This is a genomic window from Marinobacter alkalisoli (assembly GCF_045449795.1).
In the GTDB taxonomy this organism is placed as follows: Bacteria; Pseudomonadota; Gammaproteobacteria; order Pseudomonadales; family Oleiphilaceae; genus Marinobacter.
This window is the reverse complement of the sequence record NZ_JBJJLB010000041.1, coordinates 36,846-63,744: the sequence shown is the minus strand read 5'-3', so window position 1 is coordinate 63,744 and position 26,899 is coordinate 36,846. Positions and strand designations below refer to the sequence as shown.

Here is a 26,899-nt window from a genome sequence, read left to right as displayed (position 1 = left end):
CTGAGCTCTTTGCTCACAGCTGCTCCAGTCGTGCCAGTAAGTCGTCGGCACGTTGGAGCAGCGCCTCCCGCCGTTCCGGCTTCTGCCTGTTCCAGTTCCGGTACATCATGCCCATGCGAGGATTGCTGGCAAAGTCGTCCCGATGACGGTCGATGAAATGCCAGTACAGGGCGTTGAACGGGCAGGCATCCTCTTCCGTGGATTTGTTCACCTTGTAATGACAGTTACTGCAATGGTCCGACATCCGCTGGATGTACTTGCCGCTGGCGGCGTAGGGCTTCGAGCCCAGATAGCCGCCATCGGCATGCATCACCATGCCAAGCACATTGGGCAGCTCGACCCAGTCGTAGGCATCGGCGTACACCGCCAGGTACCAGTCACAGATCTCCTCCGGCGTGACGCCGGCCAGCAGCGCGAAGTTACCGGTGACCATCAGCCGCTGGATATGGTGGGCGTAGGCGTTGCGGCGGGTGGCATCAATCGCCTTGTGCATGCATCGCATCTTTGTGTTGCCAGTCCAGTAGAACCAGGGCAGGGCGCGGGTATTGCCGAGCCGGTTTTCCTCGGCATACTCCGGCATGTTCATCCAGTAGATCCCCCGCACAAATTCCCGCCACCCCAGAATCTGTCGGATAAACCCTTCTACCGCATTAATCGGCGCCTGCCCGGCATACCAGGCCCGGGCAGCGGCTTCGCACACGGCTAACGGGTCCAGCAGACCGCAGTTGATATAGGGAGACAGAATGGAGTGAAACAGCCAGTCCTCGCTATCGGACATGGCGTCCTGAAAATCGCCGAAACAGGGCAGGGCAAAATCGATAAAGTACTCCAGCGCCTGCTCGGCATCCTCCGGCGTCACGGCAAAGTGGAAGTCCTCCGTGGTGCCAAAATGATCGGCAAAGTGCTGCTCTACCAGATCAATCACTTCCCGCGTTACCTCATCGGGTTCCACGCGAAAAGGAGCGGGAGCCGGCGGCTTACCGGTCCATTTGTGCCGGTTATCCGCATCAAAATTCCACTGCCCACCCTCGGGCTTGCCATCGGAAGTCATCAGCAAGCCTGTTTTTCGCCGCATTTCACGGTAAAAGAACTCCATTCGCAGCTGTTTGCGATCTTTTGCCCATTCTGAGAATTCCTGCTTGCTGGCGATAAACCGGGTATCCGTGCGGATCTCCACCGGCACTCCCAGCCGTTCATGCCACCGACCGATCTGCTCGTGCAGGCGCCACTCGCCGCATTCGGTGGTGATAACCCTGTTCGAATCGGTCTCTTTTAGCTGGCCGGCGATGACGGCCTCCAGGCTCAGGGCCTCATTATTGGGGTGGTAAGTCTGGTAGTGAACCTGCCAGCCCTCCGCCTCCAACCGCTGCGCAAAGTGCCGCATGGCGCTGAACAGCAGGACCAGTTTTTTCTTGTGGTGATTGGTGTAGCTGGCTTCGTCGTGGACTTCTGCCATCACGATCCTGTCCCGTTTCCGGTCAGCGCCTTCCAGTGCGCTTATATCAGCGGTCAATTGGTCGCCGAGAATCAGAATCAGGTTTGGCATGTTTGGATCGTGCTCCAAGGTTTAGGCTTTGGTGCATAGTCAGGCGGGTGGAGAGGGCCCTCTCCACCCGTCGGGCGGCCGACACCATGTGATCCTCATAAAGAGGTAGGGTGAAATACGCCAACAGCACAAGGGTGGTTCAGTCGGGAGGTTGATAAAATCATCGTATCGGTAAGCTGACCCACATCAAGTGGTCGTCGCCCAGGTTGCCATAAAATGGCGACTTTCCGGCTTGCCCCCATTTCGACGTTCAGAGTTCCTGCTATGATTTCCACGCCCGCATTTGCATCCAATGAATCCACCCTCCCGGAATTTATCTGGGATGACGCGCTGATCAGTCGTTATGACCTGAGCGGTCCGCGCTATACCTCCTATCCGACGGCCGTGGAATTCAACCAGAACTACCCGATAACAGACATGGTGGAGGCCGCTGCCCGCAGCAAGGCCAGCGGTCGGCCGTTATCCCTCTATACCCATCTGCCTTTCTGCGCCCACCTTTGTTACTACTGCGCCTGCAACAAAGTGATCACCAAACAGCGCCACAAGGCCATTCCGTACGTGGAAAGATTGCTGAAGGAAGCCGCGATACAGTCCCGGCTTTTCGGCGCGGACCGACCGGTCAAGCAATTGCACTGGGGCGGCGGCACGCCCACCTTCCTGCCGAACGATGTCATGGCGCATTTGATGGCGGGTTATGGTGAACTGTTCAACCTGCAGACCAATGAAGATCGTGACTACAGCGTGGAGATCGATCCGCGCGAAGTAGACCAGGACACCCTTTCCACCTTGTGGCAGTTGGGCTTCAACCGTATCAGCCTGGGGGTGCAGGATGTGAATCCCCAGGTGCAGAAGGCGGTGAACCGCATCCAGCCCCGTGACATGACCGAGGCCGTGCTGAACGAGGCCCGCCGACTCGGTTTCCGCTCCATCAACCTGGACCTGATCTACGGCTTGCCACACCAGACACCGGAGAGTTTTGCGGAAACCCTGGAGGCAGTCATCGAGATGTCACCGGACCGGCTCTCGGTGTTCAGCTACGCCCACCTGCCGGACCGGTTCTACCCACAGACCCGGATTGTGGCCGATACCCTGCCTACGCCCCAGCAGAAGCTGACTATCCTGCACAACACCATCAACCGGTTGCTGGAGGCAGGTTACGAATACATCGGCATGGACCATTTCGCCAAGCCTGACGACAGTCTGGCAGTGGCCCAGAGACAGGGGCGACTGCACCGGAACTTTCAGGGTTACACCACCCATTCCGATTGCGACCTGGTGTCTCTGGGCGTATCCGCCATCGGCCAGACCAATGATGCCTACTTCCAGAACAATCACGACCTGCCGTCCTGGGAAGCGGCTATCGATGCCGGCCAGCTTGCCATTACCAAAGGCGTGAACCTGACCCGGGACGATCGCATTCGCCGCTGGGTGATCGGTCAGCTTATCTGTCAGTTCCGTCTGGATCGGCAACAGTTTTCAGATATTTGGGGTGAAAATCTCGACCGTTACTTTGCTGATGAACTGCACCGACTGACCCCGATGATTCGTGACGAGTTGATTGCGGACGACGGTCAAACGCTGCAGGTTCAGCCCGCCGGCCGGCTATTGATCCGCGCTATCTGCCAGATCTTTGACCTGTATCGCAAAGCGGGAGCGAGTCAGAGGTTCTCGCGCATTATCTGACAGGCTGATCCGCTGATAATGATCAAGGCATTGAGCATGATTTGCCGATAACGTTATCTCCACCTGTTCAGCGGAGATGTTTATGGAGCTCGTCTGCCCGGCCGGTAGCTTGCCGGCCCTGAAAATTGCCGTGGATAACGGCGCCGATGCGGTGTATTTCGGTTTCCGTGACAGCACCAACGCCCGGCAGTTTGCAGGACTGAATTTCAACGACAAACGTGCCGCCGAAGGCATCGGGTATGCCCACTCCAAAGGCAGCCGGGTATTTTGTGCCATCAACACCTATCCGCAACCGGATGGTTGGGAACATTGGAAAGCGGCAGTGGACCGGGCCGCTGCCTTGGGTGTGGATGCCATCATCCTGGCCGATATGGGGCTGCTGGATTACGCCGCCAACAAGTACCCGCATATCCCCCGTCACCTGTCCGTACAAGGCTCTGCCACCAGTCACGAGGCTCTGTCTTTCTACAAGGACAACTTCGATATCCGCCGTGCCGTGTTGCCCCGGGTGCTTTCGCTGGATCAGGTGCGGGGTGTTGCAAAACACAGCCCGGTTGAGCTGGAAGTCTTCGCCTTTGGCAGTCTGTGCATTATGGCGGAGGGGCGCTGCTATCTTTCCTCCTACCTTACGGACGAATCTCCGAATACCCGTGGCGCCTGCTCGCCGGCCAAAGCTGTGCGCTGGCAGGAAACGGCCCAGGGGCTGGAATCGCGCCTGAACGATGTGTTGATTGACCGCTATGGCGACGGCGAATCCGCTGGCTACCCGACCCTGTGCAAGGGCCGTTTTGAGGTCGAGGGCAATGTGTATCACGCTATTGAGGAACCGGTCAGTCTGAACACGATGGACCTGCTGCCGGAGCTGAAGTCGCTGGGTATCAGTGCCGTGAAAATTGAGGGCCGTCAGCGCAGTCCCGCCTACATCGCGGATGTGGCGCGCACCTGGCGACAGGCTCTGGATCACTTGGACGTAGCTCCGGATGACTTCACGGTCGAATCCAGCTGGAGGAACACACTCTCCAGCCTCTCCGAAGGCGGCCTGACCACCCTGGGCGCCTACCACCGTAAGTGGAAATAAGGTTTACTCGGTATGATGAAACTCTCACTCGGGCCGATTCTGTGGTTCTGGTCCAAACAGACGGTTTTTGATTTCTACGGCAAGGCCGCCGAGTGGCCGGTAGACACTATCTACCTCGGCGAAGCCGTGTGCTCACGCCGGCGGGAACTGAAACCCGATGACTGGTTCGATCTGGCCCGCGATCTGAAAGCCTGTGGTAAAGAGATAGTGCTTTCTACCCAAACTCTGATTGAGTCCGAGGCCGACCTTCGTCGCTTGCGAAGAATTTGCGATCAGAACGAGTTCATGGTGGAAGCTAATGACCAGAGCGCCATGCAGGTAGCTATTCGCAACGGGATTCCATTTGTTACCGGCCCGTCCATGAACACATACAATGTGGCCACGCTCAAGGTACTGGCAAAGCAGGGTCTGAAGGGCTGGAACCTGCCGGTGGAGCTGGGGAAGGAAACCCTGGATGAGCTTATCAAAGGCTTGAAAGAAGAAGGCCTGGACTTGCCCGCGGAAGTGTTCGCCTGGGGCTTCCTGCCCCTGGCCTGGTCCTCCCGTTGCTTTACTGCGCGCCATTACAACCTGCCGAAGGACAACTGCGAGTTCCGCTGTCTGCAGCACCCGGACGGCATGGAATTGCGCTCAAGGGAATCACAGGAACTGTTTCGCCTGAATGGGATATCAACCTTGTCTGGTTCCCGTTATGACCTGATGCGGGAGCTGCCGGATATGGATGACATGGGGGTGTCTATGGTGCGTCTGAGCCCGGAACACCAGGGCATGGAGACAGTCGTCCGCCGGTTTGACAGGGTTCGCCGTGGTGAGGTGCCAGAGCAGGATCCATTGGCTTTGGTGGAAGCGCCTCCATGTAATGGATACTGGTACGGTCGTCCGGGTATGGAGTTGGTCGTGCGTTAGTGTTTATCTGAAAATAGACCGGAAATCCCATTCCAGGCTGTCGAGCAGGTTCTTCAGCCCGAGCCCCAGCTCCGTGTCGCCTTCAATAACCAGGCGACGCTGGAAGAACAGTTGGTCTGGATCCAGCCGGCGTTCAGCAAGCGTTTTAAAGGCAGGTAGGGAGCCGCGAATCGTCGCTTCACCCAGGCCATCTATAATGCGCAGTCGACCGGCCCAGAAGCCGATAGTGACGCCTGGTTGTCCACCATTAATTTCCAGCCGGATACGGCGGCCCTCGAAATCGTCAAATTCACCGTCGGCGATTGCGGCGGCAAACAGGCGGTTCAGTGGTGCTTCAGCAACCAGCTGTTTGACGGGCAAAGGGATCCTTCGATCAATAGCGCCCAGCGTTGGCCCCGGTGAAGGCAGGTATTCCCCCAGGACTGTGAGGGATTGCTGGAACAGGGCGCTGTTGAAAGGGGCAATTGTGTGTTTTGAAAATACCATGACTTAACTCCGGTCAGTCAGAGACCCGTCCAGAGTAAAGCAAAGTCGATGGCAACGATTTGATATTACTCAGCCCTTGTGAAGGCCTTCTTCCACCGCCCATACCGCCACTTCCACCCGAGAGCGTAAGTTCAGCTTTTTCAGCAGATGCTTCACGTGAACTTTCACGGTGCCATCGCTGATATCCAGCTTGCGGCCAATCATCTTGTTGGACAGTCCCTCGGCAATCAGGCGCAGGATGTCTTTTTCCCGTGGGGTCAGGCTGTCGAAGTCCGGGCGGGAGGACTGCTGGGGCTTCTGTGAGCGCAGGGCTTCTGCCAGGAGTGTGGTGAGGCGGTCACTGATCACCAGTTTGCCGACAGCTGCCTGGTGCAGTTGCTGGATCATGTCTTCCGGTTCCATATCCTTGAGCAGATAGCCATCGGCACCGGCTCTCAGGGCGGCCACCACGTCGTCTTCGTGGTCGGAGACGGTGAACATCACAATGCGGGAGCTGATGCTCTCCTCCCGTAGCGTCTTGAGTGCTTCAATGCCATTGACTTCCGGCATGTTCAGATCCATCAGGATCAGGTCCGGTTCGAGTTCCGTTGCTATGCGGATGCCATCAGTGGCATTGCTTGCCTCGCCGACCACCTGCATATCGTCTTCCATTTCGATCAACTGTTTGATGCCCTGTCGAAGTAGCGGGTGGTCATCAATCAGCAGGATGCTCGCGGGGGTTTCTGACATGGATCCTCCTCTGTCTTTGTCATGGGTCAGGGTATCAGCCATTGGATACCTCTGAAGTAATCAGGTGGCGGCTTTTAGGTACGAACGTCAGCGACACTTCCACGCCGGCGTTTTCCCTGTTGTGAATGCCGACCTTGCCTCCGAGTGTGCGGGCGCGGTCCTGCATGATAATAAGGCCGTAGTGTTGCAGCGGTTGGTCACCTCCGGGCAGCCCCTTGCCATTATCCAGTATCCTGATCCGCACGCGCGGTGATTCGAACAGTACCTGAACGGCGATTTCGGTGGCCTCGGCATGCTTGACGGCATTGGCCAGCCCCTCCCGAACGATCTGGAGCGTGTGAATTTCCTCATTTGGCGACAGGGTCTGGAGTGGCAGGTTGTACTCAAGTTTTACCTGGTAACCCAGCCGTTCAGAAAATTCATCAATGGTTTGCCGTAGGGCGGATGCCAGGTCAGGGGTGTCCAGCTTCAGACGGAAAGTGGTCAAGAGCTCCCGGAGTTGCCGGTAGGCGCTGTTCAACCCGGTACTGAGCTCTTCGAGAATAAGGTTGTGAGCTGTCTGGTATTCGCCGGTAATGTTCAGGCGTCGTAATCTGGCCACCTGCATCTTCAGGTAAGACAGGGACTGCGCCAGCGAATCGTGAAGCTCCCGGGCGATGACCGCTCTCTCCTCCGCCAGGGTTAATTGCTGTTCTTCGGTGATCTGACGTTCAAGGAATATGGCGGTTGCGAGTTGATCACTGAGGGTTTCAAGCAGCCGGCGCGCGGTATCCGGCAGCCCCTTGTCTGCGGGATACCATACTTCCAGGGTTCCCAGCAGCAGGTTTGGTGTGCGAATCGGTAGCAGCAGACGTCGCCCATCATTGTCTTCACCGGGGAGGTCGTCATATTCCTCGGGGGTTACCAGGCAGGCATTGCAGTGGTGATCCCGGCAATAAAACGGGCGTTCGTTGGTGGACGTGGTAATCGCCTCCACCGGTTCGCTGGAATGCTTGTCATGAAGGAACAGCCGGATAGGGCCAATGCCCAGAAGTTGCTCCAGTTCCTGAAGCATCGGTATAGCGCCGCTGCAAAGGTCATGGTTGGCGAACAGGGAGCGGCTGGCCGAGTGGAGCAGTTCCAGGGCCGAATGGCTGATTTCCAGTTCCCGGGTTTTCTCCCTGGCTTCTTCCTCCAGTTCGGAATAGCTCAGTGCAAGTTGGCTGGTCATCTGGTCGAACGCATTGCCCAGCTGTGAGAGCTCGTCAGTGCCGCTGAGATTGGCCTTGCGCGAGAAATCTTTCTCACCCACTGCGACAGCGATACCAACGAGTTTGCGTAGCGGTCGCAGGACGCGATTTTTCAGGTCCAGAAACAGGGCGGCGACGATCAGTACTGAGAACACAAGGCTGAATATCTGGATCAGGCGCAAGAGTTCGACTCGGGCTTCCGTCCGGTTTTCCAGCATCGCTACCAGGTCGTTGACGATGGACACATAGTCCCGGGTGGTTGTCAGCCTTGCCCCGGGGTCCTCTCCGGATTCTATTGCCGGTCTGAGTTGTCTGTGCCACGCGTCCAGCATGTCCTGGTAGCGGCGTGCGAGCGGATGACTCTCCTCGGTCGGAATAGCATGCCTGAAACCTTCATTGGAAAGGCGTTTTTCATACTGCTCGATCCGAGACGATAGATCTGACCGGGTTTCGTTGCCGGTGGAGGCCGTGGTCAGCAGTTCAAAGGCCCCCATACGCAACGAGCCGGCAAGGTTGATGGCCGTGGCGTTCCCCTCAATGCTCCGGGCCACGCCCAGGGTCATCACCATGCCGATAACTGCAGTGAGCACAATGGCGCCGACGGTAATGGTGATTCTGTTAATAAGGGGAACTTTTGAATTCATGTGGCCGCTCAGTGGGGCTCTGGTGGATCGTGATTTTGACCCAGCATGCCGCTGGAGTATACCTATTTGAAGATAGTGAGTTACCCCGATAGGTGATAACCCATCATAGTCTTTGACCCCGAAGACATCAAAACATGAAACTGAAAGTCAGGTTTCCCGCCGGCTTATGATGGGCAGTGCCATGGATTTCAACCGTGACCAGGATGATGACAACCTCACTTCGCTATTGGTGGTGCTGCCGCTCGCCGTAACCGGCTTTGTGGTGGCGGCCGGATGCTGGACATTGTTTGCCGTAGCCGGCGTGCATCTGCGTGAGACCATGGCATTGAGCGGTGTACAGTTCAGCCTGTTGCTGGCTATGCCCATGGCCACGGGGGCGATGCTGGCGGTTCCCGCGGGCCTGGCCGCCCAGTACCTGGGGGCCAGGCGGGTCATGATTGCCTGTCTGGCGGGGTTGGCAGCATGCATGGTGTTGGTCCTCAATGCAGAGACATTCTGGGGCTATCTGGTGGCTTCTTCCGGACTTGGGCTGGCGGCGGGTTTTTACAGTGCCGGTCTTCAGTTCGTGGCCAGCCATTCTTCAGACCGGCATTTGGGGCTTGCCCTGGGGGTGTTTGGCGCAGGAGTGACGGGGGCGGGCCTGAGTTATTACCTTATCCCGTTATTACACCGTGCATTTTCCTGGCAGGGTGTCCCGCTGGCTTACCTGACGGTACTTCTACTCGTTCTCGTGCTGATGGTCCTGCTGACCGACGAAGGGGACGCCGGCCGCCCGGGCTCGAATGACCCTTCCACGCCGTTGGTGGACAGATTGCGCTCAATACGGATGTGGCAGTTGTGTCTGTATTTTGGTCTGGTAGCCGGGAGCTTTTTTGCTCTTGCATTGTGGTTGCCCGACTATCTGACGTCCCGTTTTGAACTGACCACCAGGGATGGAGCGAGTCTGGCCCAGTGGTTTGTGATTCCCGGAGCCCTGGCTCAGATAGCGGGTGGCGGACTGTCGGACAGATTCGGCACCGGGAGGGTCATGGTCCGCGCGCTGGGTTTCTGCCTGATTGCTCTGTTCGTGCTGTCTTACCCGCCGATGACACTCCTTGTTCAGGGGGTAGAAAAGACCATCGAGGTTGAGTTTGTGCTGCCGTTGGTACTCGAACGCATCTTTGTGGTGTTACTGGGCATTGCCCTGGGATGTGCCATGGGAGGCATTCAGCGCATGTTGGTGGCGGAAAATCGTGACGGTGCGGCTTTTGCTGCTGGCTTGCTGCTGGTGATTGCCTGCTCGGTGGCATTCCTTTTGCCGTTGCTGTTCGGCGCGGTCAACCAGTGGCTCGGGGTTCGCAGTGCTGTTTTCATGATCCTGTTTCCGTTGTTCGCGGGCTGTCTGTTTCTGTTTGCCCGCGGTCAGCGGCGCAGTGAACGCCAGGCGCTACTCCACACTGGTGTATAGGCGTTATACCCCGGGGGTGGTAGACCCGGGTTATGAGGTAGTAACCACGCAGATTTCAGGGTTTTTCTCCCACACAATGGTCTCAAATCGGAGCCGCATCAGAACAGTGATCCGGCAGACGGGCAGATGGAGAGAGAGACCATGAGTCATTTGATCGACAAACTGAATTACTTCAGGAAGAAGCGCGAGCCGTTCGCCAACGGCCACGGCGAAACCCACGATGTCAGTCGCGAGTGGGAAGACAGCTATCGCCAGCGCTGGCAGCACGACAAGATCGTGCGTTCCACCCACGGTGTAAACTGCACCGGCTCCTGCAGCTGGAAAATCTACGTCAAGAATGGCCTGGTCACCTGGGAAACACAGCAGACCGACTACCCCCGTACCCGTCCGGATCTGCCCAACCACGAGCCCCGCGGCTGCCCCCGTGGTGCCAGCTACTCCTGGTACATGTACAGCGCCAACCGCCTGAAATACCCGCTGATGCGAAAGCATCTGATGAAGCTCTGGCGCGCTGCAAAAGTTGAACACAAGGATCCGGTGGATGCCTGGGCTTCCATCGTGGAGGACCCGAAGAAAACCGCCGAATACAAGCCCCGTCGTGGCATGGGCGGCTTCGTGCGCTCCAGCTGGGACGAAGTCAACGAGCTGATCGCAGCCTCCAACGTCTACACCGCCAAACAGTATGGCCCGGACCGCATCATCGGCTTCTCTCCGATTCCGGCCATGTCCATGGTGTCCTACGCCGCCGGCAGCCGCTACCTGTCCATGATCGGTGGCGTGTGCATGAGTTTCTACGACTGGTACTGCGACCTGCCGCCGGCTTCCCCGCAAACCTGGGGTGAGCAGACCGACGTTCCCGAGTCCGCGGACTGGTACAACTCCGGCTACATCATCGCCTGGGGCTCCAACGTACCCCAGACCCGTACCCCGGACGCCCACTTCTTTACCGAAGTGCGTTACAAGGGCACCAAGACGGTTGCTATCACTCCGGACTACGCGGAAGTGTCCAAGCTGTCCGACGAGTGGATGAACCCCAAGCAGGGCACCGATGCGGCTCTGGGCATGGCCATGGGCCACGTGATTCTCAAAGAGTTCCACGTCGACAAGCCCAGTGAGTACTTCACCGATTACGTGCGCCGCTACACCGACATGCCGTACCTGGTGATGCTGGAGCAACGTGAGGACGGTCGCTACGTGCCGGGCCGCTTCCTGCGTGCCAGTGACCTGGTGGATGGCCTGGGGGAAGAGAACAACCCCGAGTGGAAAACCATCGCCATCGACGAGAAAACCAACCAGCTGACCGCCCCCAATGGCTCTATCGGTTACCGCTGGGGTGAGAAGGGCAAGTGGAATCTCAAGCAGACTGCCAGCACCCAGGATGTAGAGCTGCAGCTGTCCATGGTCGAGAAGCACGATGACGTTGTGGACGTCGCCTTTCCTTACTTCGGTGGTATCGAGCACGATCACTACAACCACGTGGAAGTCTCCGACACCCTGACCCACAAGCTGGGCAGCCGCAAAGTGCAGCTGGCTGACGGCAGCGAAGGCCGCGTGGTTACGGTATTCGATTTGATGGTGGCCAACTACGGCATCAGTCGTGGCCTGGGCGATGACGATGGTGCCACTTCCTATGATGAGGTGAAGCCTTACACCCCCGCCTGGCAGGAAAAGATCACCGGTGTGCCTGCTGACAAAGTGATTCGCATTGCCCGCGAGTTCGCCGACAACGCGGACAAGACCAAGGGCCGTTCCATGGTCATCGTCGGTGCCGGTATGAACCACTGGTACCACATGGACATGAACTACCGTGGTCTGATCAACATGCTGATCTTGTGTGGCTGTATCGGCCAGAGCGGTGGTGGCTGGGCCCACTACGTTGGCCAGGAAAAACTGCGCCCGCAGACCGGCTGGCAGCCACTAGCCTTCGGCCTGGACTGGCAGCGCCCACCGCGCCACATGAATTCCACCTCCTTCTTCTATGCCCACTCCGGCCAGTGGCGCTACGAGAAACTGGGTGTGGACGAGATCCTGTCGCCGCTGGCGGACAAGTCCAAATTCGGCGGCAGCCTCATCGACTACAACGTCCGCGCCGAGCGTATGGGCTGGCTGCCCTCCGCGCCGCAGCTTAACCGCAATCCGCTGGGTATTGCTGCGGAAGCTGAGAAAGCCGGCATGGAAGTGGCCGATTACGTCGCACAATCCATGAAGGACGGCTCACTGGCCTTCGCCAGCGAAGATCCTGAAGCGAAGCAGAACTGCCCGCGCAACTTGTTTGTGTGGCGCTCCAACCTGCTGGGCTCCTCCGGTAAGGGCCACGAGTACATGCTCAAGTATCTGCTGGGCACAAAGAGTGGCCTGCAGGGCAAAGACCTGGGTGTTGAAGGCGGCGCCAAGCCGGAAGAGGTGAAATGGCACGACGAGGCGCCGGAAGGCAAGCTCGACCTGCTGGTGACCCTGGACTTTCGCATGTCCACCACCTGTCTGTATTCGGATATCGTCCTGCCGACCGCTACCTGGTACGAGAAGAACGACCTGAACACGTCTGACATGCACCCGTTCATCCATCCGCTGACCGCAGCCACGGACCCGGCCTGGGAAGCTCGTAGTGACTGGGAGATCTACAAAGGCATTGCCAAGGCCTTCTCGAAAGCCACCGAAGGTCACCTGGGTGTCGAGAAAGATGTGGTCACCCTGCCGCTGCTGCACGACGCACCGGCGGAGCTTGGCCAGGCCTTCGATGTGAAGGACTGGAAGCGCGGTGAGTGCGACCTGATCCCGGGCAAGACCGCGCCCAACTTCATCACCGTGGAGCGGGACTACCCGAACACCTATGCACGCTTTACCTCCCTTGGGCCGCTGATGGACAAGCTGGGTAACGGCGGCAAGGGCATCAACTGGAATACCGAGAAGGAAGTGAAGTTCCTCGGTGAGCTGAACTACAAACATATAGACGGTGCCAACGCCGGTCGTCCGAAGATTGAAAGCGCCATTGATGCGGCGGAAGTGATCCTGACGCTTGCGCCGGAAACCAATGGCCAGGTGGCGGTGAAGGCCTGGGCTGCCCTGTCCGAGTTTACCGGACTGGACCACACCCACCTGGCGAAGAACAAGGAAGAGGAAAAAATCCGCTTCCGGGACATCGTGGCTCAGCCGCGCAAGATCATCTCCAGCCCCACATGGTCAGGTCTGGAAGACGAGCACGTGTCCTACAACGCCGGCTACACCAACGTCCACGAGCTGATTCCGTGGCGCACCCTGACCGGTCGTCAGCAGTTCTACCAGGACCATGAGTGGATGCGCGCCTTCGGTGAAAGCCTGCTGGTCTATCGTCCGCCCATTAACACCAAGACAGTCAGCAGCATGCTGAACCAGCGCAGCAACGGTAACCCGGAGAAAGCGCTGAACTGGATCACGCCGCACCAGAAGTGGGGCATCCACAGCACCTACAGCGACAACCTGCTGATGCTGACCCTGTCCCGCGGTGGCCCGATTGTCTGGCTGAGCGAGGACGACGCCAAAGAAATGCAGATCGAAGACAACGACTGGATCGAACTGTTCAACGCCAACGGCGCCATTGCGGCGCGGGCGGTGGTCAGCCAGCGGGTCATGCCGGGGATGGTGATGATGTATCACGCACAGGAGCGCATCGTGAATATTCCAGGCTCCGAGATCACCGGTACCCGGGGCGGTATTCACAACTCGGTCACCCGGGTGTGCCCGAAGCCGACCCATATGATCGGCGGTTACGCCCAGTATTCCTACGGGTTCAACTACTACGGCACCGTAGGCTCCAACCGCGATGAGTTCGTGGTGGTGCGCAAGATGCACAACGTCGACTGGCTCGACGGTGAAGGCAATGACACTGTTCAGGAGGCTGTAAAATGAAAATCCGTTCCCAAGTCGGCATGGTACTGAACCTGGACAAGTGCATCGGTTGCCACACCTGTTCAGTAACCTGCAAAAACGTATGGACCAGCCGTGAAGGCATGGAATACGCCTGGTTCAACAACGTCGAAACCAAGCCCGGTATCGGCTACCCGAAAGAGTGGGAGAACCAGGACAAGTGGAAAGGCGGCTGGATGCGTGACAGCTCTGGCAAGATCCGCCCGAAAATCGGTGGCCGCTTCCGGGTATTGGCGAACATCTTCGCCAACCCGGACCTGCCGGAAATTGACGACTATTACGAGCCGTTTGATTTCGACTACCAGCATTTGCACACCGCAGGTGACAGCAAGCATCAACCAGTTGCCCGGCCACGCTCACTGATCTCCGGCCAACGCATGCAGAAAATCGAATGGGGTCCCAACTGGGAAGAAATCCTGGGCACCGAATTTGCCAAGCGCCGCAAGGACAAGAACTTCGATCAGGTCCAGGCGGACATCTATGGCCAGTTCGAAAACACCTTCATGATGTACCTGCCGCGTCTGTGCGAGCACTGCCTGAATCCCACGTGTGTGGCCAGCTGCCCCAGCGGCGCCATCTACAAGCGGGAAGAGGACGGCATTGTTCTGATCGACCAGGACAAGTGCCGTGGCTGGCGGATGTGTGTCTCCGGCTGCCCGTACAAGAAGATCTACTTCAACTGGAAAACCGGCAAGTCCGAAAAGTGCATTTTCTGTTACCCGCGCATTGAAGCCGGCCTGCCCACCGTCTGCTCTGAGACCTGTGTCGGCCGTATCCGCTACCTGGGTGTACTGCTGTACGACGCGGACCGCATCGAGGAAGTGGCCAGCGCTCCGGGCGAGCATGAACTGTACGAGAAGCAGCTGGAAATCTTCCTGGATCCGAACGATCCGAACGTGATCGAGCAGGCGAAGAAAGACGGCATTCCGATGAACGTCATCGAAGCCGCCCAGCAAAGCCCGGTCTACAAGATGGCGGTGGACTGGAAACTGGCCCTGCCACTGCACCCGGAATACCGCACCCTGCCCATGGTCTGGTACGTGCCGCCCCTGAGCCCGATCCAGTCCGCGGCGGAAGCCGGCAAGGTCGAGTTCGACGGCATACTGCCCAAGATCGAGAGCCTGCGGATTCCGGTCAAATATCTGGCCAACCTGCTCACCGCCGGTGACGAGAAGCCGATTGTACGGGCCCTCAAGCGGATCATGGCCATGCGCCTGTACAAGCGCGCGGAAACCGTGGAAGGCAAGGAAGACCTGCGGGCACTGCAGGAAGCCGGGCTGACCAAGGCCCAGGCGGACGAAATGTACCGCTACCTGGCCATTGCCAACTACGAAGACCGCTTCGTGATCCCCACCAGCCATCGTGAACTGGCGAAGGAAGCGTTCCCGGACGCCACCGCCTACGGCGAGCGCAATGGTTGTGGCTTCAGCTTCGGTGACGGCTGCAACGGCGATAGCGAATTCAACATGTTCGGCGGTCGCAAACAGACCACCAGCATGGTCCAGAAACTGTCTACCGTGAAGCAGGTAGATCCCAGACAGCTACAGGAATAAGGAGGCCATCATGCAACTACTGAAAGTTATGGCAAGGCTGCTGGAATACCCTACCGCCGAACTGCAGAAATCCAGGGATGCCCTGGTGGCTGCTGTCCTGGAGGACAACCGGCTGCCGAGAAAGAACAAAGCACAGCTGCTCCGATGCATCGAGTTGGTGTGTGACGACGACCTGCTGGACATGCAGGAAAACTACGTGGGGACTTTCGACAGGGGAAGGGCGACATCGCTGTTGTTGTTCGAGCATGTACATGGCGAATCCCGGGACCGCGGCCAGGCCATGGTGGATCTGATGGAGCAATACCGCACCAACGGTCTGGAAATTGATGCGAGGGAACTGCCGGATTACCTGCCACTGTTCCTGGAGTATCTCTCTACCAGGCCATGGGATGAAATCAGAAACTGGCTGGAAGACATCCACCACATTCTGGGTTTGCTGGGTGAACGACTCTATCAGCGCGAGAGTCTCTATCACGTAGTGATGGACTCATTACTGGAATTGTCCGGTCGGCAAACCGACCGCCGGGAGCTGGCGCAACTCGTGGCCTCCGAAGAACGCGACGACACCCCGGAAGCCCTGGATAAAGTCTGGGAAGAGGAAATGGTGAAGTTTGTGGACGATCAGGGAAGCTCCTGCAGTACCGGAGGCGTTGTTGGCCAGCGCCGCCGCGAACTGGAACAGACCCAGACCATTCACCTGAGCGACCAGCTGATAACGGATGCAACGCCCCGTCAGGCAGGAGGCGCCTGAGGGCGCGGGAGGAAACGACAATGTCTTATCTGAACACACTGTTATTCGGAATCTACCCCTACGTTGCCATCGTCATCATGGTGATTGGTACCTGGGCGCGCTACGACCAGGGTCAGTTCACCTGGAAAGCGCATTCGAGCCAGATGCTGCGCAAGAAGAATATGGTAATGGCCAGCGTACTGTTTCATGTGGGCGTACTGGTGATCTTCTTCGGCCATCTGGTTGGCCTGCTGACGCCACACGCGCTCTACGAGCCATTCATGACACCGGGAACAAAACAGGTCATGGCGATCGTGGTGGGCGGTATTGCCGGAGTGATGGCGATTATCGGCGGCGGTATGCTGGCCTGGCGCCGGCTGACCGACCCCCGCGTGCGGGCCAGCAGCAGTTTTGCCGACAACATGATCATCGTAATCCTGGTGATTCAACTGGCCCTCGGGCTGGCAACCATACTGCCAACCATGGGGCACCTGGATGGCGGCACCATGCTCAAATTCTCTGCCTGGGCCCAGGGGATCTTCACCCTGCAGGGCGGCGTGGCGGACTACATCGCCGACGTGCACTGGATCTACAAGACCCACATCTTCCTGGGCCTGACCATCTTCGTGCTGTTCCCGTTCACCCGGTTGGTGCACATGTTGAGCGTGCCGGTGGAGTATTTCGGGCGGAAGTATCAGGTGGTGCGCAAGCGCGCGTGAGGAGAAACATCATGCAACTTATACCAATAGGTGAAGCCGAAAAACCCAGAAACCAGTTCCCGCCGGTCTACGTGGGTGACACCCTCATCGGCGAAGACGACATCGCCCGGGAAATGCAGCACCACCCGGCTGAAGAAGTCGCCGAAGCCTGGCACGAGGCGGCCAAAAGCCTCGTCATCCGCGAGCTCCTCCTGCAACAGGCCAGCCGCCTGCAACTGGACGACATCGCCGACGAAGAAGACCGCATTGCCCGCGTACTGGAACAGGAACTTGACGTCCCCGAACCCACCGAGCAGGACTGTGAACGCTTCTACGCCGCCAACCCCGGCCGCTTCCGCAGCCCGACTCTATTGGCGGTGAGCCACATCCTCCTGGCCGCTGCCCCGGACGACGTCCAGGAACGCATCCGCCAGGAAGAAGCCGGCCGGCAGCTCCTGTCTTCCCTGCTCGACGGCCGCGCCCAGTTCGCCGAACTGGCCAAACAATACTCCGCCTGCGAATCCCGCCACCAGGGCGGCAGCCTCGGCCAGATCAGCAAAGGCCAGACCGTGGAAGAGTTCGAACGCCCCGTTCTGTCCCTCCAGGAAGGCCTCAACCCGGAACTGATCGAAAGCCGCTACGGCTGGCACATCGTCCGCGTGGACCAGCGAATAGACGGCGAACAATTGCCCTACGAACACGTGAAGCCGCAGATACGACAATACCTGAGCGAAAGCGTCACCCGACGTGCGTTCCGTCAATACCTGCAGGTTCTGGCTGCGGAAACCGGTGTGGAGGGTGTGGATCTAGAAATTCCTGATTCACCCTTGATGCAATAAGGGGAGTACCCCGAGATTAACTCCAATGTACGGAGGCCTGCGGGTGGGACCACTTTCCAAAACTGTGCGGAGCCATGGATGGCGGAGCCCAAGCGCCACATGGATGTGCCGCAAGGAGCGTGTTTTGGGAAGTGGTCCCACCCGTAGGCCTGTGCTCCCATGTAAAGGAACAAATGACCAGCCAACCTCTTCTTTGAGGTAAATCAATTACTCAGAAAGAACCCACCAACTACCCACAACGGGGGAGCGATTTCCCCCTCTCGCCCCACTACCATAAAAGCCAGATATGAAATGCATTATTAATGCAGAGGCAAACATCATGGCACTATTACAATCCGCCGAAACACGATACAGCAAACCGGTTCTGGTCGCGGTGAACAAAGCTTTTGACGAAGATGACCGGTTGGCGCCCATGCGCAAGCATGCACTGTTCTCATCACTGAGCGATGCGGACCTCACCGCACTGATGCAACAGTCCAGACGCCTGCGCCTTGGCCATCATCAACTGCTGTACCGCCAGGACATGCCGGCCCACCACTTCTTCTTCGTGATCTCCGGCCGGCTCCGCCTGTATCGCCTGGACGCCTCCGGCATAGATCGCACACTGGAAAGCATTGCCCCTGGCGACTGCTTCGCGGAAGTCATGATCTACGCCGACCCGGCAAAATACGCCTGTTACGCCGAAGCGCTCAAATCCAGTGAAGTACTGATGATCCCCGTCAAGGCGTACCAGGAACTGCTGGAGAGAAAGCCCGAATACACCCAGGCGGCACTTCGCCATTATGCCAGGCGCGCTGTGGCACGCTTTCACGACCTCGAAATCATGACAGTACAAAGCGCCCGGGATCGCCTGATCCGGTACCTGATAGACCTGCTGCCGAATGGCGCCGATGAAGGCGGGGAAGTGGAGTTGCCGTTACCGAAATGCCTGGTGGCGTCCCGTCTGGCCATGCAGCCGGAAACCTTTTCCCGGATTCTGGCAGACCTGAAGTCGAATGGCCTGGTACGGGTCAATCGCAGCCGCCTGTTTATCTCAGACCCCGGCCGGCTGGTCCAGATCAGCCAGTAGTTTTCCGGGTGTCACGGCCCATCGGTGGAGGGACCATGAAAACCAGAAAGCAACGACCGCTGATCTATTCCTGTTCCGGTTGTTCCGACGTCGCGCAGCTCGCCAACAATGCCGCCGTCAGGCTCGACCACGCGGGTGAGTTCGAGATGTCCTGTATTTCCGGTGTCGGGGGCAAAGTCCCTGCGCTGGTCAAAACCGCACGTTCCGGGCGCCCGATTGTGGTGATTGATGGTTGCCCGCTCCACTGCGCACGGGAGTGCCTGGAAAACGTTGGTGTTGTGCCGGATGACCATGTCCGCCTGTACGACTTTGGCTTCAAAAAACACTACGAACAGAGCTACGGCGATGAGTCCGTGGACGAAGTTTGCCAAACGGTTCTCCAGCGCCGTCGCCAGCTTCGACTCATTGACGGTCAGGACTGACCCTATTTTCAGAACACAGGATACCCAGCACATGATATCCAGCTATTCCGACTTGCTCAAAGCCGCCAATGCCGAAGCAGAACCCCAGCGCCTGCTGTTTGTATTCTGTCGCGCGGAACTTCCGGACGATGCGTCGGCAGCCGAGAAGGCCGCCTTTTCCAGAGGGGAGGGCGGCGCCCTGACCCCGGTTGTATGTGTCGACAAATCTCCGGATGAAGTGCATGACTTTCGCGCTCTCGTTGAAGAATCGCGTCAGACAGGACAAACGTGGGATGTGGTCTTTGTCGCAGCCATGTCCGGCCGTGGAGGCATGGCGCCTTCCTCCGATGAAGCACAACAACCCCTCACCATGATGGTGGAATCCGTCCGCCTGGGCCACGTCGGAAACTACCTGCCTCTGGACCGTGAAGGTCAGGCGGTTGTTCTTGGATAGGCGCATGGAAAGAGGTATTTGAAGTTTGTGTTATATCGGCTAGCTTTATCTAAGCAGCCCGTTCGCAGTGAGAAATATCAAATATCCCAACGCGCCAAGCCATTAGTATTTCTTCTGTCGCTACTCTATTCATGCAGGTATCCCTCGGGGGTGTCGTGAGTTTTATTCAACGTGCTGTCACATCCATTATCTCGCTGGCGTGTCTGGTTCTGTTTCCAATGATGGCGGCCATGGCAGCGGCTCCCGATACCTATGAGCCACTGGCCGCCCGACAGGTGATCGCGCAGGCGTTCCCCTCTGTTTCAGACATTTCACCCACGGAAGGCAATCGCGCAATTCAGGAGCTTCGCAATGGTGAAGAGCTCCTGGGCTATGCCTACCAGACGCTGGATTTCGTGCAGACACCGGCCTACTCCGGCAAACCGGTAAACGCCATCGTGGTGCTGGATACCGAGGGCGTCATCAAGGCAACACGGGTAATTGCCCACGACGAGCCCATTCTTCTGGTGGGCATTCCCGAGAGCAAACTGGATATCTTTACCGATCAGTACACCGGGCTGGCGGCGGATCAGCGGGTGACCGTGGGCGGTCGCTCATCAGACACACGGGTATCGGTAGACGGCCTTTCCGGCGCCACGGTCACAGTGATGGTGATCAACGAGGTCATCATGAAAACCGCCCACCGGGTGGGTGCCGAGCTGGGGCTGGTTGAAGGAGGAAGTGACTCCAGGCCACCGATGGCGGAACTTCGAACCGGTGAATTTACCGAAAAAAGCTGGGCTGACCTGACCGGTGACGGCTCTGTACGTCGTTTGTTGCTTACCCGTGGGCAGGTAGACGACGCCTTCAAGGGAACCGGGGCGGAAGGCATTGATGAAGCCGCACCGGCCGAGCGCGATGAGACACTGATCGATCTCTACACCGGTTACCTCAATGTGCCCACCGTTGGGAAAAACCTGCTGGGAGAGAGCCAGTACCAGTGGTTGATGTCCGAACTGGAAGAGGGTGAGCATGCGATCGCCGTTATGGCTGACGGTGAATACTCTTTCAAGGGCTCCGGTTACGTGCGTGGCGGTATTTTCGACCGCATACAGGTGCGTCAGTTTGGCGATACCTTCAATTTCCGCGATCTGGACTATCACCGCCTGAGCGACGTCTACGCAGAAGGTATGCCTCGCTTTTCCGAAATGGCGATCTTCATCATCCGCCAGCAGTATAACTTCGACCCGGGTACACCCTGGTCGCTCGAGTTGTCGGTCAAGCGCCAGACCGGCCCGCTGGACAGTGAATTTGCTGTATTCCCGCTCGAGTACCAGTTGCCGGATCATTACTACTCCCGGCCAAATGCGGAATTGACCGAGGAAGAATGGCTGGAAACGCAGCCCCTGTGGGTCCAGGTTTGGTACCAGCGCCAGTTCCAGGTGGCGGTGCTGGGCGCGGGCATCGTCGTGCTGTTGCTGATCCTGTTCTTCCAGGACTGGTTGGCCAGTCGCCCCAGGTTGATCCGTTACATCCGCCATGCCTTTCTGACTTACACCCTGTTCTTTATTGGCTGGTACGCACTGGGCCAGCTCTCGATTGTGAACGTGCTGACTTTCGTGCACAGCCTTGTCAGTGACTTCAGCTGGGATACCTTTCTGATCGATCCCATCATGTTTGTGCTCTGGGCTGCTGTCGCTGGAATTGTCCTGTTGTGGGGGCGTGCGGTCTATTGTGGCTGGCTTTGCCCATTCGGCGCCTTGCAGGAACTGCTCAACGAGATTGCCCGCAAACTGAAGGTGCCCCAGTACGATCTGCCCTTTGCGGTTCACGAGCGCTTATGGGCCATCAAATACCTCATTCTTCTCGGGCTGTTCGGGGTGTCTCTGGATTCCTTATCCACGGCGGAGCAACTGGCGGAAATCGAACCGTTCAAGACCGCCATTACCCTCCGGTTCGACCGCAGTTGGCCGTTTGTGACCTACGCGGTGATGTTGCTGGTGGTCAACCTGTTCACCCGCAAGGTGTTCTGTCGCTATATGTGCCCGCTGGGAGCCGCGCTGGCGTTGCCCACCAAACTGAGAGTGTTCGATTGGCTGAAACGCCGCAGGGAATGCGGAAACCCGTGCCGGTTGTGTGAACACGAGTGTGAAGTACAGGCCATTCACCCTGATGGCAGGATCAACTACATGGAGTGCCACTATTGCCTTGATTGCCAGGTGACCTATTTCAATGACAACAAGTGCCCACCGCTGATCGTAAAGCGCCGCGGCAAACGCCGTGGCCATAACGCACCGGGCCATCCGGAACAGATACCGGTCACCCAGGTGACATAGGAAATGCAGTGAAACGATACGCAATACCGCCATTACCAACAACGGAGTTGGACGCTATGAAAAAGAGAGAAGAACCTGGCAAAGATGCACTGGATGAAAACGGCCTGAGCCGCCGAAAATTCCTGGGGGCAACCGCACTGGCAGGCGCCGTGGGCGCAACAGGGCTTGGCGGTGCCGTCATGACGCGGGAGTCCTGGGCTGCTGCGGTCAAGGACGCCAAAAACAAGGTCCATGTTGCGCCCGGCGAGCTGGACGAGTATTACGGCTTCTGGAGCGGTGGTCACCAGGGCGAAGTGCGTGTTCTGGGCGTGCCTTCCATGCGTGAGCTGATGCGTATTCCGGTGTTCAACGTGGACTCCGCCACCGGCTGGGGCATCACCAATGAAAGCAAGGACGTACTGGGGCATGACAAGACTTACCTGAACGGTGACTGTCACCACCCCCACATTTCCATGGAAGACGGTCGTTACGACGGCAAGTACCTGTTTATCAATGACAAGGCCAACAGCCGCGTTGCCCGCATCCGTCTGGATATCATGAAGACGGACAAGATTACCCATGTGCCGAACGTTCAGGCCATTCACGGCCTGCGACTGCAGAAAGTGCCTCGCACCAAATACGTGTTCTGCAATGCCGAGTTCGTGATTCCGCATCCCAATGACGGCAGCGACTACAGCCTGGAAAACAGTTACACCATGTTCAGCGCCATTAATGCAGACACCATGGAAGTGGTCTGGCAGGTGATTGTCGACGGTAACCTGGATAACACGGACGCCGACTATACCGGCAAGTACGCCGCCTCTACCTGTTACAACTCGGAGAAAGCGGTGGATCTGGCCGGCACCATGCGCAACGACCGCGACTGGGTGGTGGTGTTCAATGTCGAGCGGATTGAAGCCGCGGTCAAGAACGGCGATTTCAAGACCGTTGGTGATTCTGACGTACCGGTGGTGGATGGGCGTGAGGGCTCGAAGCTGACCCGTTACATTCCGGTGCCGAAGAACCCGCACGGTCTGAACACATCGCCAGACGGCAAGTACTTCATTGCCAATGGCAAGCTATCCCCAACCTGTTCGGTTATCCAGATCGACAAGCTGGACGACGTCTTCGATGACAACATCGAGCTGCGCGATGCCATCGTGGCAGAGCCGGAGCTGGGTCTTGGGCCGCTGCATACCACCTTTGATGGTCGCGGTAACGCCTACACCACGCTGTTTATCGACAGCCAGGTGTGCAAATGGAACATCGCCGACGCTATCAAGAATTACAATGGTGAGAAGACCAATTACATCCGCCAGAAACTGGATGTGCATTACCAGCCGGGGCACAACCATGCGTCGCTGACCGAGTCCCGCGATGCCGACGGCAAGTGGCTGGTAGTTCTGTCCAAGTTCTCCAAGGACCGTTTCCTGCCGGTTGGGCCGTTGCATCCGGAAAACGATCAGCTGATCGATATTTCCGGTGAGGAGATGAAACTGGTCCATGACGGCCCGACCTATGCGGAGCCACACGACTGTATCCTGATTCGCCGTGATCAGATCAAGACGAAGAAGATTTACACCCGTGACGATCCTTCCTTCGCCAGTGCCCGGGCGCAGGCGGAGAAAGACGGTATCACCCTGGAGGGGGCCAACGAGGTTATCCGTGACGGCAACAAGGTGCGTGTTTACATGACGTCTGTGGCGCCGCAGTACGGGATGACGGAGTTCAAGGTGAAGGAGGGGGATGAGGTTACGGTGTATGTGACCAACCTGGATATGGTTGAGGATGTGACTCACGGGTTCTGTATGGTGAACCATGGAGTGAGTATGGAGATCAGTCCGCAGCAGACGGCGTCGGTGACCTTTACGGCGGGTAAGCCAGGGGTTTACTGGTATTACTGCAACTGGTTCTGTCATGCGCTGCATATGGAGATGGGTGGTCGCATGTTGGTAGAGAAGGCCTGATCAAGGCTTCGGTCGGAACTCCCTCGGGGGTTCCGGCCATCAGGCTTTGGAGTAGCAACTCAAGTGGAGAGACCTTTCCAAAACACGCTCCTTGCGGCACATCCATGTGACGCTTGGGCTCCGCACAGTTTTGGAAAGGCCTCTCCACTTGGATTGCCGCACTTTTGGTGCTGGCCTCTTAACGTTTCTTTCCCAGAGAGAAGTTGATGATTCAAATTTTGCGTTACGGAGTGGCCCTGACAGTCGCTCTGTTATCGCTGACCGCTCAAGCGGACCTGCAGGATCAGCTGGATGCACTGGAACCCGGTGCTGTCTTTGAGCTGCCTCCCGAGCAACTTCCGCCGCTGGATTTCCGGGTGCCCGGTGTCACGGTGTCGTGTCATGCAGGCACGGTGATCGACGGTGGCGGCGAGGGTAATGCTATCGATATCCTGGCGGCGGAGGTGACGTTTTCCGGTTGCCAGGTGCGTAACTGGGGAGGCGATCTGAATGAGCTGGATGCCGGGATTTTTGTGGCGCGGGAGGCCCGGGGGGCGGTTATCGAGAATAACCGTTTGCAGGGGCCGGCGTTCGGGATCTGGCTCGATGCCACAAAGGACGTGACGGTTCGCAATAACCACATTCGTGGGGATTCCGCCATCCGGTCCCAGGACCGGGGGAATGGGATTCATCTGTTTAATACCACCGGGGCGTTGATTGAGGGTAATGACATCAGTCAGACCCGGGATGCGATTTATATTGAAACCGCCAATAACAATGAGATCCGTAACAATCTGATGACGGATCTGCGCTATGGCATTCATTACATGTATTCGATGCACAATCTGCTGGAGGGCAATGTGACCCGGGGGACTCGGACCGGGTATGCGTTGATGCAGAGCAAGTATCTGAAGGTGATCAATAACCGGTCCGAGAACGATGAGAATTACGGCATTCTGATGAATTTCATTACCAATTCTCAGTTGCGGGGTAATGTTGTGACCGGGGTGTCGCAGGGCCAGACGGCAGGTGTGTCGATTTCCGGGGCGGAGGGTAAGGCGGTGTTTATTTATAACTCGTTGTACAACACCTTCGAGAACAATGTGTTCCGGGACAGCGATATCGGCATTCACCTGACGGCGGGGTCGGAGGACAACGAGGTGTTCAGTAATGCGTTCGTGAATAATCAGCGCCAGGTGAAGTATGTGGCGACCCGTACCCAGGAGTGGTCGAAGGAGGGTAGGGGCAACTACTGGAGTGATTATCTCGGGTGGGATCGCAATCAGGACGGTATTGGGGATGTAGCGTATGAGCCCAATGACAATGTGGATCGGTTGCTGTGGACCTACCCGGAGGCCAAGGTGCTGATGTACAGCCCGGCGGTGGATACCCTGCGCTGGGTGCAAGATGCGTTTCCCGTGGTCAAAGCCGCTGGTGTCAGCGATTCTCACCCGCTGATGAGTCAGCCCGAATCCATACAACCGGAGTCCTGATGAGCTGTTTCCGACTTGAGAATGTGAGTTACCGGTACGACAGGACTCCGGTTTTGCACGGCGTTGATCTGCGCCTGGAGCCAGGGGAGATCCTTGGGTTGTTTGGCCACAATGGTGCGGGCAAAACTACCAGTATCAAGTTGATACTGGGGCTGATGACGCCGACCCAGGGCAAGTTGTCGGTGCTTGGCGGCGAGGCGGGTGATCCCCATGTCAGCCAGCACATTGGTTATCTGCCGGAGAATGTCATGTTCTACCCGCAGCTGACCGGACGGGAGATACTGAATCACTTTGCCCGCCTTAAAAGTGCGCCCCTGAAACAGGTGCCGGAGCTACTGCAGCAGGTGGGCCTTGGCGATGCCGTGAACGCGCGGGTGAAAACCTATTCCAAGGGTATGCGTCAGCGGCTGGGACTCGCTCAGGCCCTTCTGGGCAAACCGAAGCTGTTGATGCTGGATGAGCCCACCGTGGGGCTGGATCCCGTGGCAACGGCGGATCTGTACCGGCTGCTGCGCAAATTAAGGGATGAAGGCACGGGCATTGTGCTTTGTTCCCATGTGCTGCCGGGGGTGGAGCCCTATATCGACCGTGCGGCGATTCTTACCGACGGCGCTTTGAAAGCTGTGGGTGATCTGACGGCGTTGCGCCGACAGGCAAACATGCCGGTAACCCTGTCCATTGAACCTGCCAATGGCGTGCTGTCGTTGGAGAAGGTTATTGCAGGAGCCTCGGCGGGCAATGGCCTGATGATCAAAAAGGGCAACGGACGCCTGCACGTGGACGTACGCCCATCTGAAAAAATGGACATGATTCGGGCCCTGCTGGCTTCCGGGGAGGTTCAGGATCTGGGCATTCACCAGCCCACTCTGGAGGACGTGTACGTGCACTTTATCGGCTCCGGTGGCCTGGCCCATCGTGGAGGTGCCCAGTGAACAGTATCTGGACCATCGCCCGTAAGGAACTCAGTGACAGCCTGCGCAATCGCTGGTTGATTGCCATCGCGCTGGTATTTGCGGTGCTGGCCCTGGGTATTGCGTGGTTTGGCGCAGCGGCCTCGGGGCAGGTGGGTTATGCCTCTACACCTGCCACCATTGCCAGTCTCGCCAGCCTGGGCATTTTCCTGATCCCTCTGATCGCCCTGCTGCTGGCCTACGACGCCATCGTGGGAGAGGAAGAAGGAGGAACTCTACTGCTGCTGATGACTTATCCGCTCAGTCGTGGCCAGTTGCTGTTCGGAAAATTCCTCGGCCATAGCCTGACCCTGGCATTTGCCACGCTGCTCGGCTTTGGGGTTGCCGGGGTTGCCATCGCCCTTCTGGTTGACGATGTGGCCATTGGCGCTCTGGCCGCCGCCATGTTTCGGTTTATTGTCTCCACCATCCTGCTGGGCTGGGGCTTTATAGCGCTGGCTTACCTGATCAGCGTGCGAGTCAGTGAAAAGCCCGTAGCGGCAGGCCTGGCCCTCGGTATCTGGTTCTTTTTTGTACTGATCTTTGACCTGATGTTGTTGGGCACCCTGGTAGCCAGCGAGGGCAAGCTGAACCCCGAACTGTTGCCCTGGCTGCTGATGCTGAACCCCACGGATATCTACCGCCTGCTCAACATCGTCGCCTTCGGCGAGGGCGCCCAGCTGAGCGGCGTACTGAGCCTCGGTGCGGATCTTCCCATTGGTGCCAATGGGTTGTGGTTCGCCCTGGTGCTCTGGTTTGTCATCCCCCTTGCTGGCGCCTGGGCCCTGTTCCGTCGCCGCCGAATCTGATCCGGAGAGTTC

21 protein-coding genes are annotated in these 26,899 nt (G+C 57.9%); 17 read left to right on the top strand and 4 right to left on the bottom strand.

The window, feature by feature from the left end; genetic code table 11:
• Positions 1–13 precede the first annotated feature (13 nt).
• The gene (locus tag ACJO3M_RS16780; RefSeq protein ID WP_407002534.1) at positions 14–1,546 is read right to left on the bottom strand and encodes a cryptochrome/photolyase family protein; all 1,533 of its coding nucleotides are present in this window, start codon (positions 1,544–1,546) and stop codon (positions 14–16) included.
• Positions 1,547–1,810: 264 nt separating this feature from the next.
• Between ACJO3M_RS16780 and hemN the strand changes: the two genes are divergently transcribed.
• The 3 genes from hemN to ACJO3M_RS16765 all read left to right on the top strand — a co-directional run bounded on the left by hemN (position 1,811) and on the right by ACJO3M_RS16765 (position 5,213).
• Complete coding sequence (hemN, locus tag ACJO3M_RS16775) at positions 1,811–3,229, top strand: oxygen-independent coproporphyrinogen III oxidase (RefSeq protein ID WP_407002533.1); 1,419 nt, start codon at positions 1,811–1,813, stop codon at positions 3,227–3,229.
• A gap of 82 nt (positions 3,230–3,311) precedes the next feature.
• On the top strand, positions 3,312–4,307 hold the full coding sequence (gene ubiU, locus ACJO3M_RS16770) for a ubiquinone anaerobic biosynthesis protein UbiU (RefSeq protein WP_407002532.1): 996 nt from the start codon (positions 3,312–3,314) through the stop codon (positions 4,305–4,307).
• 12 nt (positions 4,308–4,319) lie between these two features.
• Entirely contained in the window at positions 4,320–5,213 is an 894-nt protein-coding gene (locus ACJO3M_RS16765; RefSeq protein WP_407002531.1) for a U32 family peptidase, read from the top strand.
• 3 nt (positions 5,214–5,216) lie between these two features.
• On the opposite strand, the gene ubiT is transcribed toward ACJO3M_RS16765, so the two are convergent.
• From ubiT to ACJO3M_RS16750, 3 genes are all read right to left on the bottom strand, one after another.
• Positions 5,217–5,699, bottom strand: a complete 483-nt coding sequence (gene ubiT, locus ACJO3M_RS16760) for a ubiquinone anaerobic biosynthesis accessory factor UbiT (protein WP_407002530.1) — start codon at positions 5,697–5,699, stop codon at positions 5,217–5,219.
• Between the two features lie 69 nt (positions 5,700–5,768).
• Positions 5,769–6,428: a two-component system response regulator NarL gene (gene narL, locus ACJO3M_RS16755; protein WP_407002529.1), complete on the bottom strand. Its 660-nt coding sequence runs from the start codon at positions 6,426–6,428 to the stop codon at positions 5,769–5,771.
• 34 nt (positions 6,429–6,462) lie between these two features.
• Entirely contained in the window at positions 6,463–8,301 is a 1,839-nt protein-coding gene (locus ACJO3M_RS16750) for a histidine kinase (protein WP_407002528.1), read from the bottom strand.
• A 181-nt stretch (positions 8,302–8,482) separates the two neighbouring features.
• Between ACJO3M_RS16750 and ACJO3M_RS16745 the strand changes: the two genes are divergently transcribed.
• From ACJO3M_RS16745 to ACJO3M_RS16680, 14 genes are all read left to right on the top strand, one after another.
• Positions 8,483–9,748 carry an MFS transporter gene (locus ACJO3M_RS16745; RefSeq protein WP_407002527.1) on the top strand — a complete coding sequence of 422 codons (1,266 nt, stop codon included), beginning with the start codon at positions 8,483–8,485 and terminating at the stop codon, positions 9,746–9,748.
• 141 nt (positions 9,749–9,889) lie between these two features.
• A complete protein-coding gene (locus ACJO3M_RS16740; protein ID WP_407002526.1) occupies positions 9,890–13,633 on the top strand; it encodes a nitrate reductase subunit alpha in 3,744 nt (1,247 codons plus the stop codon).
• Positions 13,630–15,204 (top strand): nitrate reductase subunit beta, encoded by a 1,575-nt coding sequence (gene narH / locus ACJO3M_RS16735; protein ID WP_407002525.1) that lies wholly within the window; start codon positions 13,630–13,632, stop codon positions 15,202–15,204. Before ACJO3M_RS16740 ends, narH begins: the two co-directional genes overlap by 4 nt.
• Positions 15,205–15,214: 10 nt before the next feature.
• Positions 15,215–15,955, top strand: a complete 741-nt coding sequence (gene narJ, locus ACJO3M_RS16730) for a nitrate reductase molybdenum cofactor assembly chaperone (protein ID WP_407002524.1) — start codon at positions 15,215–15,217, stop codon at positions 15,953–15,955.
• A 20-nt stretch (positions 15,956–15,975) separates the two neighbouring features.
• Positions 15,976–16,653, top strand: a complete 678-nt coding sequence (narI, locus tag ACJO3M_RS16725; protein WP_407002523.1) for a respiratory nitrate reductase subunit gamma — start codon at positions 15,976–15,978, stop codon at positions 16,651–16,653.
• An 11-nt stretch (positions 16,654–16,664) separates the two neighbouring features.
• On the top strand, positions 16,665–17,471 hold the full coding sequence (locus ACJO3M_RS16720; RefSeq protein WP_407002522.1) for a peptidylprolyl isomerase: 807 nt from the start codon (positions 16,665–16,667) through the stop codon (positions 17,469–17,471).
• Between the two features lie 319 nt (positions 17,472–17,790).
• Entirely contained in the window at positions 17,791–18,540 is a 750-nt protein-coding gene (locus tag ACJO3M_RS16715) for a Crp/Fnr family transcriptional regulator (RefSeq protein WP_407002521.1), read from the top strand.
• 35 nt (positions 18,541–18,575) lie between these two features.
• Positions 18,576–18,962, top strand: coding sequence for a putative zinc-binding protein (locus ACJO3M_RS16710; protein ID WP_407002520.1), 387 nt, complete (start codon positions 18,576–18,578; stop codon positions 18,960–18,962).
• A gap of 31 nt (positions 18,963–18,993) precedes the next feature.
• A complete protein-coding gene (locus ACJO3M_RS16705; protein ID WP_407002519.1) occupies positions 18,994–19,395 on the top strand; it encodes a ribonucleotide reductase subunit alpha in 402 nt (133 codons plus the stop codon).
• A gap of 218 nt (positions 19,396–19,613) precedes the next feature.
• Positions 19,614–21,710, top strand: a complete 2,097-nt coding sequence (gene nosR, locus ACJO3M_RS16700; protein ID WP_407002615.1) for a transcriptional regulator NosR — start codon at positions 19,614–19,616, stop codon at positions 21,708–21,710.
• A gap of 56 nt (positions 21,711–21,766) precedes the next feature.
• Positions 21,767–23,656, top strand: coding sequence for a TAT-dependent nitrous-oxide reductase (gene nosZ, locus ACJO3M_RS16695; RefSeq protein ID WP_407002518.1), 1,890 nt, complete (start codon positions 21,767–21,769; stop codon positions 23,654–23,656).
• 206 nt (positions 23,657–23,862) lie between these two features.
• Entirely contained in the window at positions 23,863–25,128 is a 1,266-nt protein-coding gene (locus ACJO3M_RS16690) for a nitrous oxide reductase family maturation protein NosD (RefSeq protein ID WP_407002517.1), read from the top strand.
• Positions 25,128–26,060, top strand: a complete 933-nt coding sequence (locus ACJO3M_RS16685; RefSeq protein ID WP_407002516.1) for an ABC transporter ATP-binding protein — start codon at positions 25,128–25,130, stop codon at positions 26,058–26,060. The genes ACJO3M_RS16690 and ACJO3M_RS16685 overlap by 1 nt, the downstream gene beginning before the upstream one ends.
• On the top strand, positions 26,057–26,887 hold the full coding sequence (locus ACJO3M_RS16680) for an ABC transporter permease (protein WP_407002515.1): 831 nt from the start codon (positions 26,057–26,059) through the stop codon (positions 26,885–26,887). Before ACJO3M_RS16685 ends, ACJO3M_RS16680 begins: the two co-directional genes overlap by 4 nt.
• Positions 26,888–26,899: the final 12 nt, after the last annotated feature.

Bases quoted from the DNA above. Each gene is read 5' to 3' on its own strand.
- ACJO3M_RS16780 (WP_407002534.1), bottom strand. From the start codon at position 1,546: ATGCCAAACCTGATTCTGATTCTCGGCGACCAATTGACCGCTGATATA.
- hemN (WP_407002533.1), top strand. From the start codon at position 1,811: ATGATTTCCACGCCCGCATTTGCATCCAATGAATCCACCCTCCCGGAA.
- ubiU (WP_407002532.1), top strand. From the start codon at position 3,312: ATGGAGCTCGTCTGCCCGGCCGGTAGCTTGCCGGCCCTGAAAATTGCC.
- ACJO3M_RS16765 (WP_407002531.1), top strand. From the start codon at position 4,320: ATGATGAAACTCTCACTCGGGCCGATTCTGTGGTTCTGGTCCAAACAG.
- ubiT (WP_407002530.1), bottom strand. From the start codon at position 5,699: ATGGTATTTTCAAAACACACAATTGCCCCTTTCAACAGCGCCCTGTTC.
- narL (WP_407002529.1), bottom strand. From the start codon at position 6,428: ATGTCAGAAACCCCCGCGAGCATCCTGCTGATTGATGACCACCCGCTA.
- ACJO3M_RS16750 (WP_407002528.1), bottom strand. From the start codon at position 8,301: ATGAATTCAAAAGTTCCCCTTATTAACAGAATCACCATTACCGTCGGC.
- ACJO3M_RS16745 (WP_407002527.1), top strand. From the start codon at position 8,483: ATGGATTTCAACCGTGACCAGGATGATGACAACCTCACTTCGCTATTG.
- ACJO3M_RS16740 (WP_407002526.1), top strand. From the start codon at position 9,890: ATGAGTCATTTGATCGACAAACTGAATTACTTCAGGAAGAAGCGCGAG.
- narH (WP_407002525.1), top strand. From the start codon at position 13,630: ATGAAAATCCGTTCCCAAGTCGGCATGGTACTGAACCTGGACAAGTGC.
- narJ (WP_407002524.1), top strand. From the start codon at position 15,215: ATGCAACTACTGAAAGTTATGGCAAGGCTGCTGGAATACCCTACCGCC.
- narI (WP_407002523.1), top strand. From the start codon at position 15,976: ATGTCTTATCTGAACACACTGTTATTCGGAATCTACCCCTACGTTGCC.
- ACJO3M_RS16720 (WP_407002522.1), top strand. From the start codon at position 16,665: ATGCAACTTATACCAATAGGTGAAGCCGAAAAACCCAGAAACCAGTTC.
- ACJO3M_RS16715 (WP_407002521.1), top strand. From the start codon at position 17,791: ATGGCACTATTACAATCCGCCGAAACACGATACAGCAAACCGGTTCTG.
- ACJO3M_RS16710 (WP_407002520.1), top strand. From the start codon at position 18,576: ATGAAAACCAGAAAGCAACGACCGCTGATCTATTCCTGTTCCGGTTGT.
- ACJO3M_RS16705 (WP_407002519.1), top strand. From the start codon at position 18,994: ATGATATCCAGCTATTCCGACTTGCTCAAAGCCGCCAATGCCGAAGCA.
- nosR (WP_407002615.1), top strand. From the start codon at position 19,614: ATGATGGCGGCCATGGCAGCGGCTCCCGATACCTATGAGCCACTGGCC.
- nosZ (WP_407002518.1), top strand. From the start codon at position 21,767: ATGAAAAAGAGAGAAGAACCTGGCAAAGATGCACTGGATGAAAACGGC.
- ACJO3M_RS16690 (WP_407002517.1), top strand. From the start codon at position 23,863: ATGATTCAAATTTTGCGTTACGGAGTGGCCCTGACAGTCGCTCTGTTA.
- ACJO3M_RS16685 (WP_407002516.1), top strand. From the start codon at position 25,128: ATGAGCTGTTTCCGACTTGAGAATGTGAGTTACCGGTACGACAGGACT.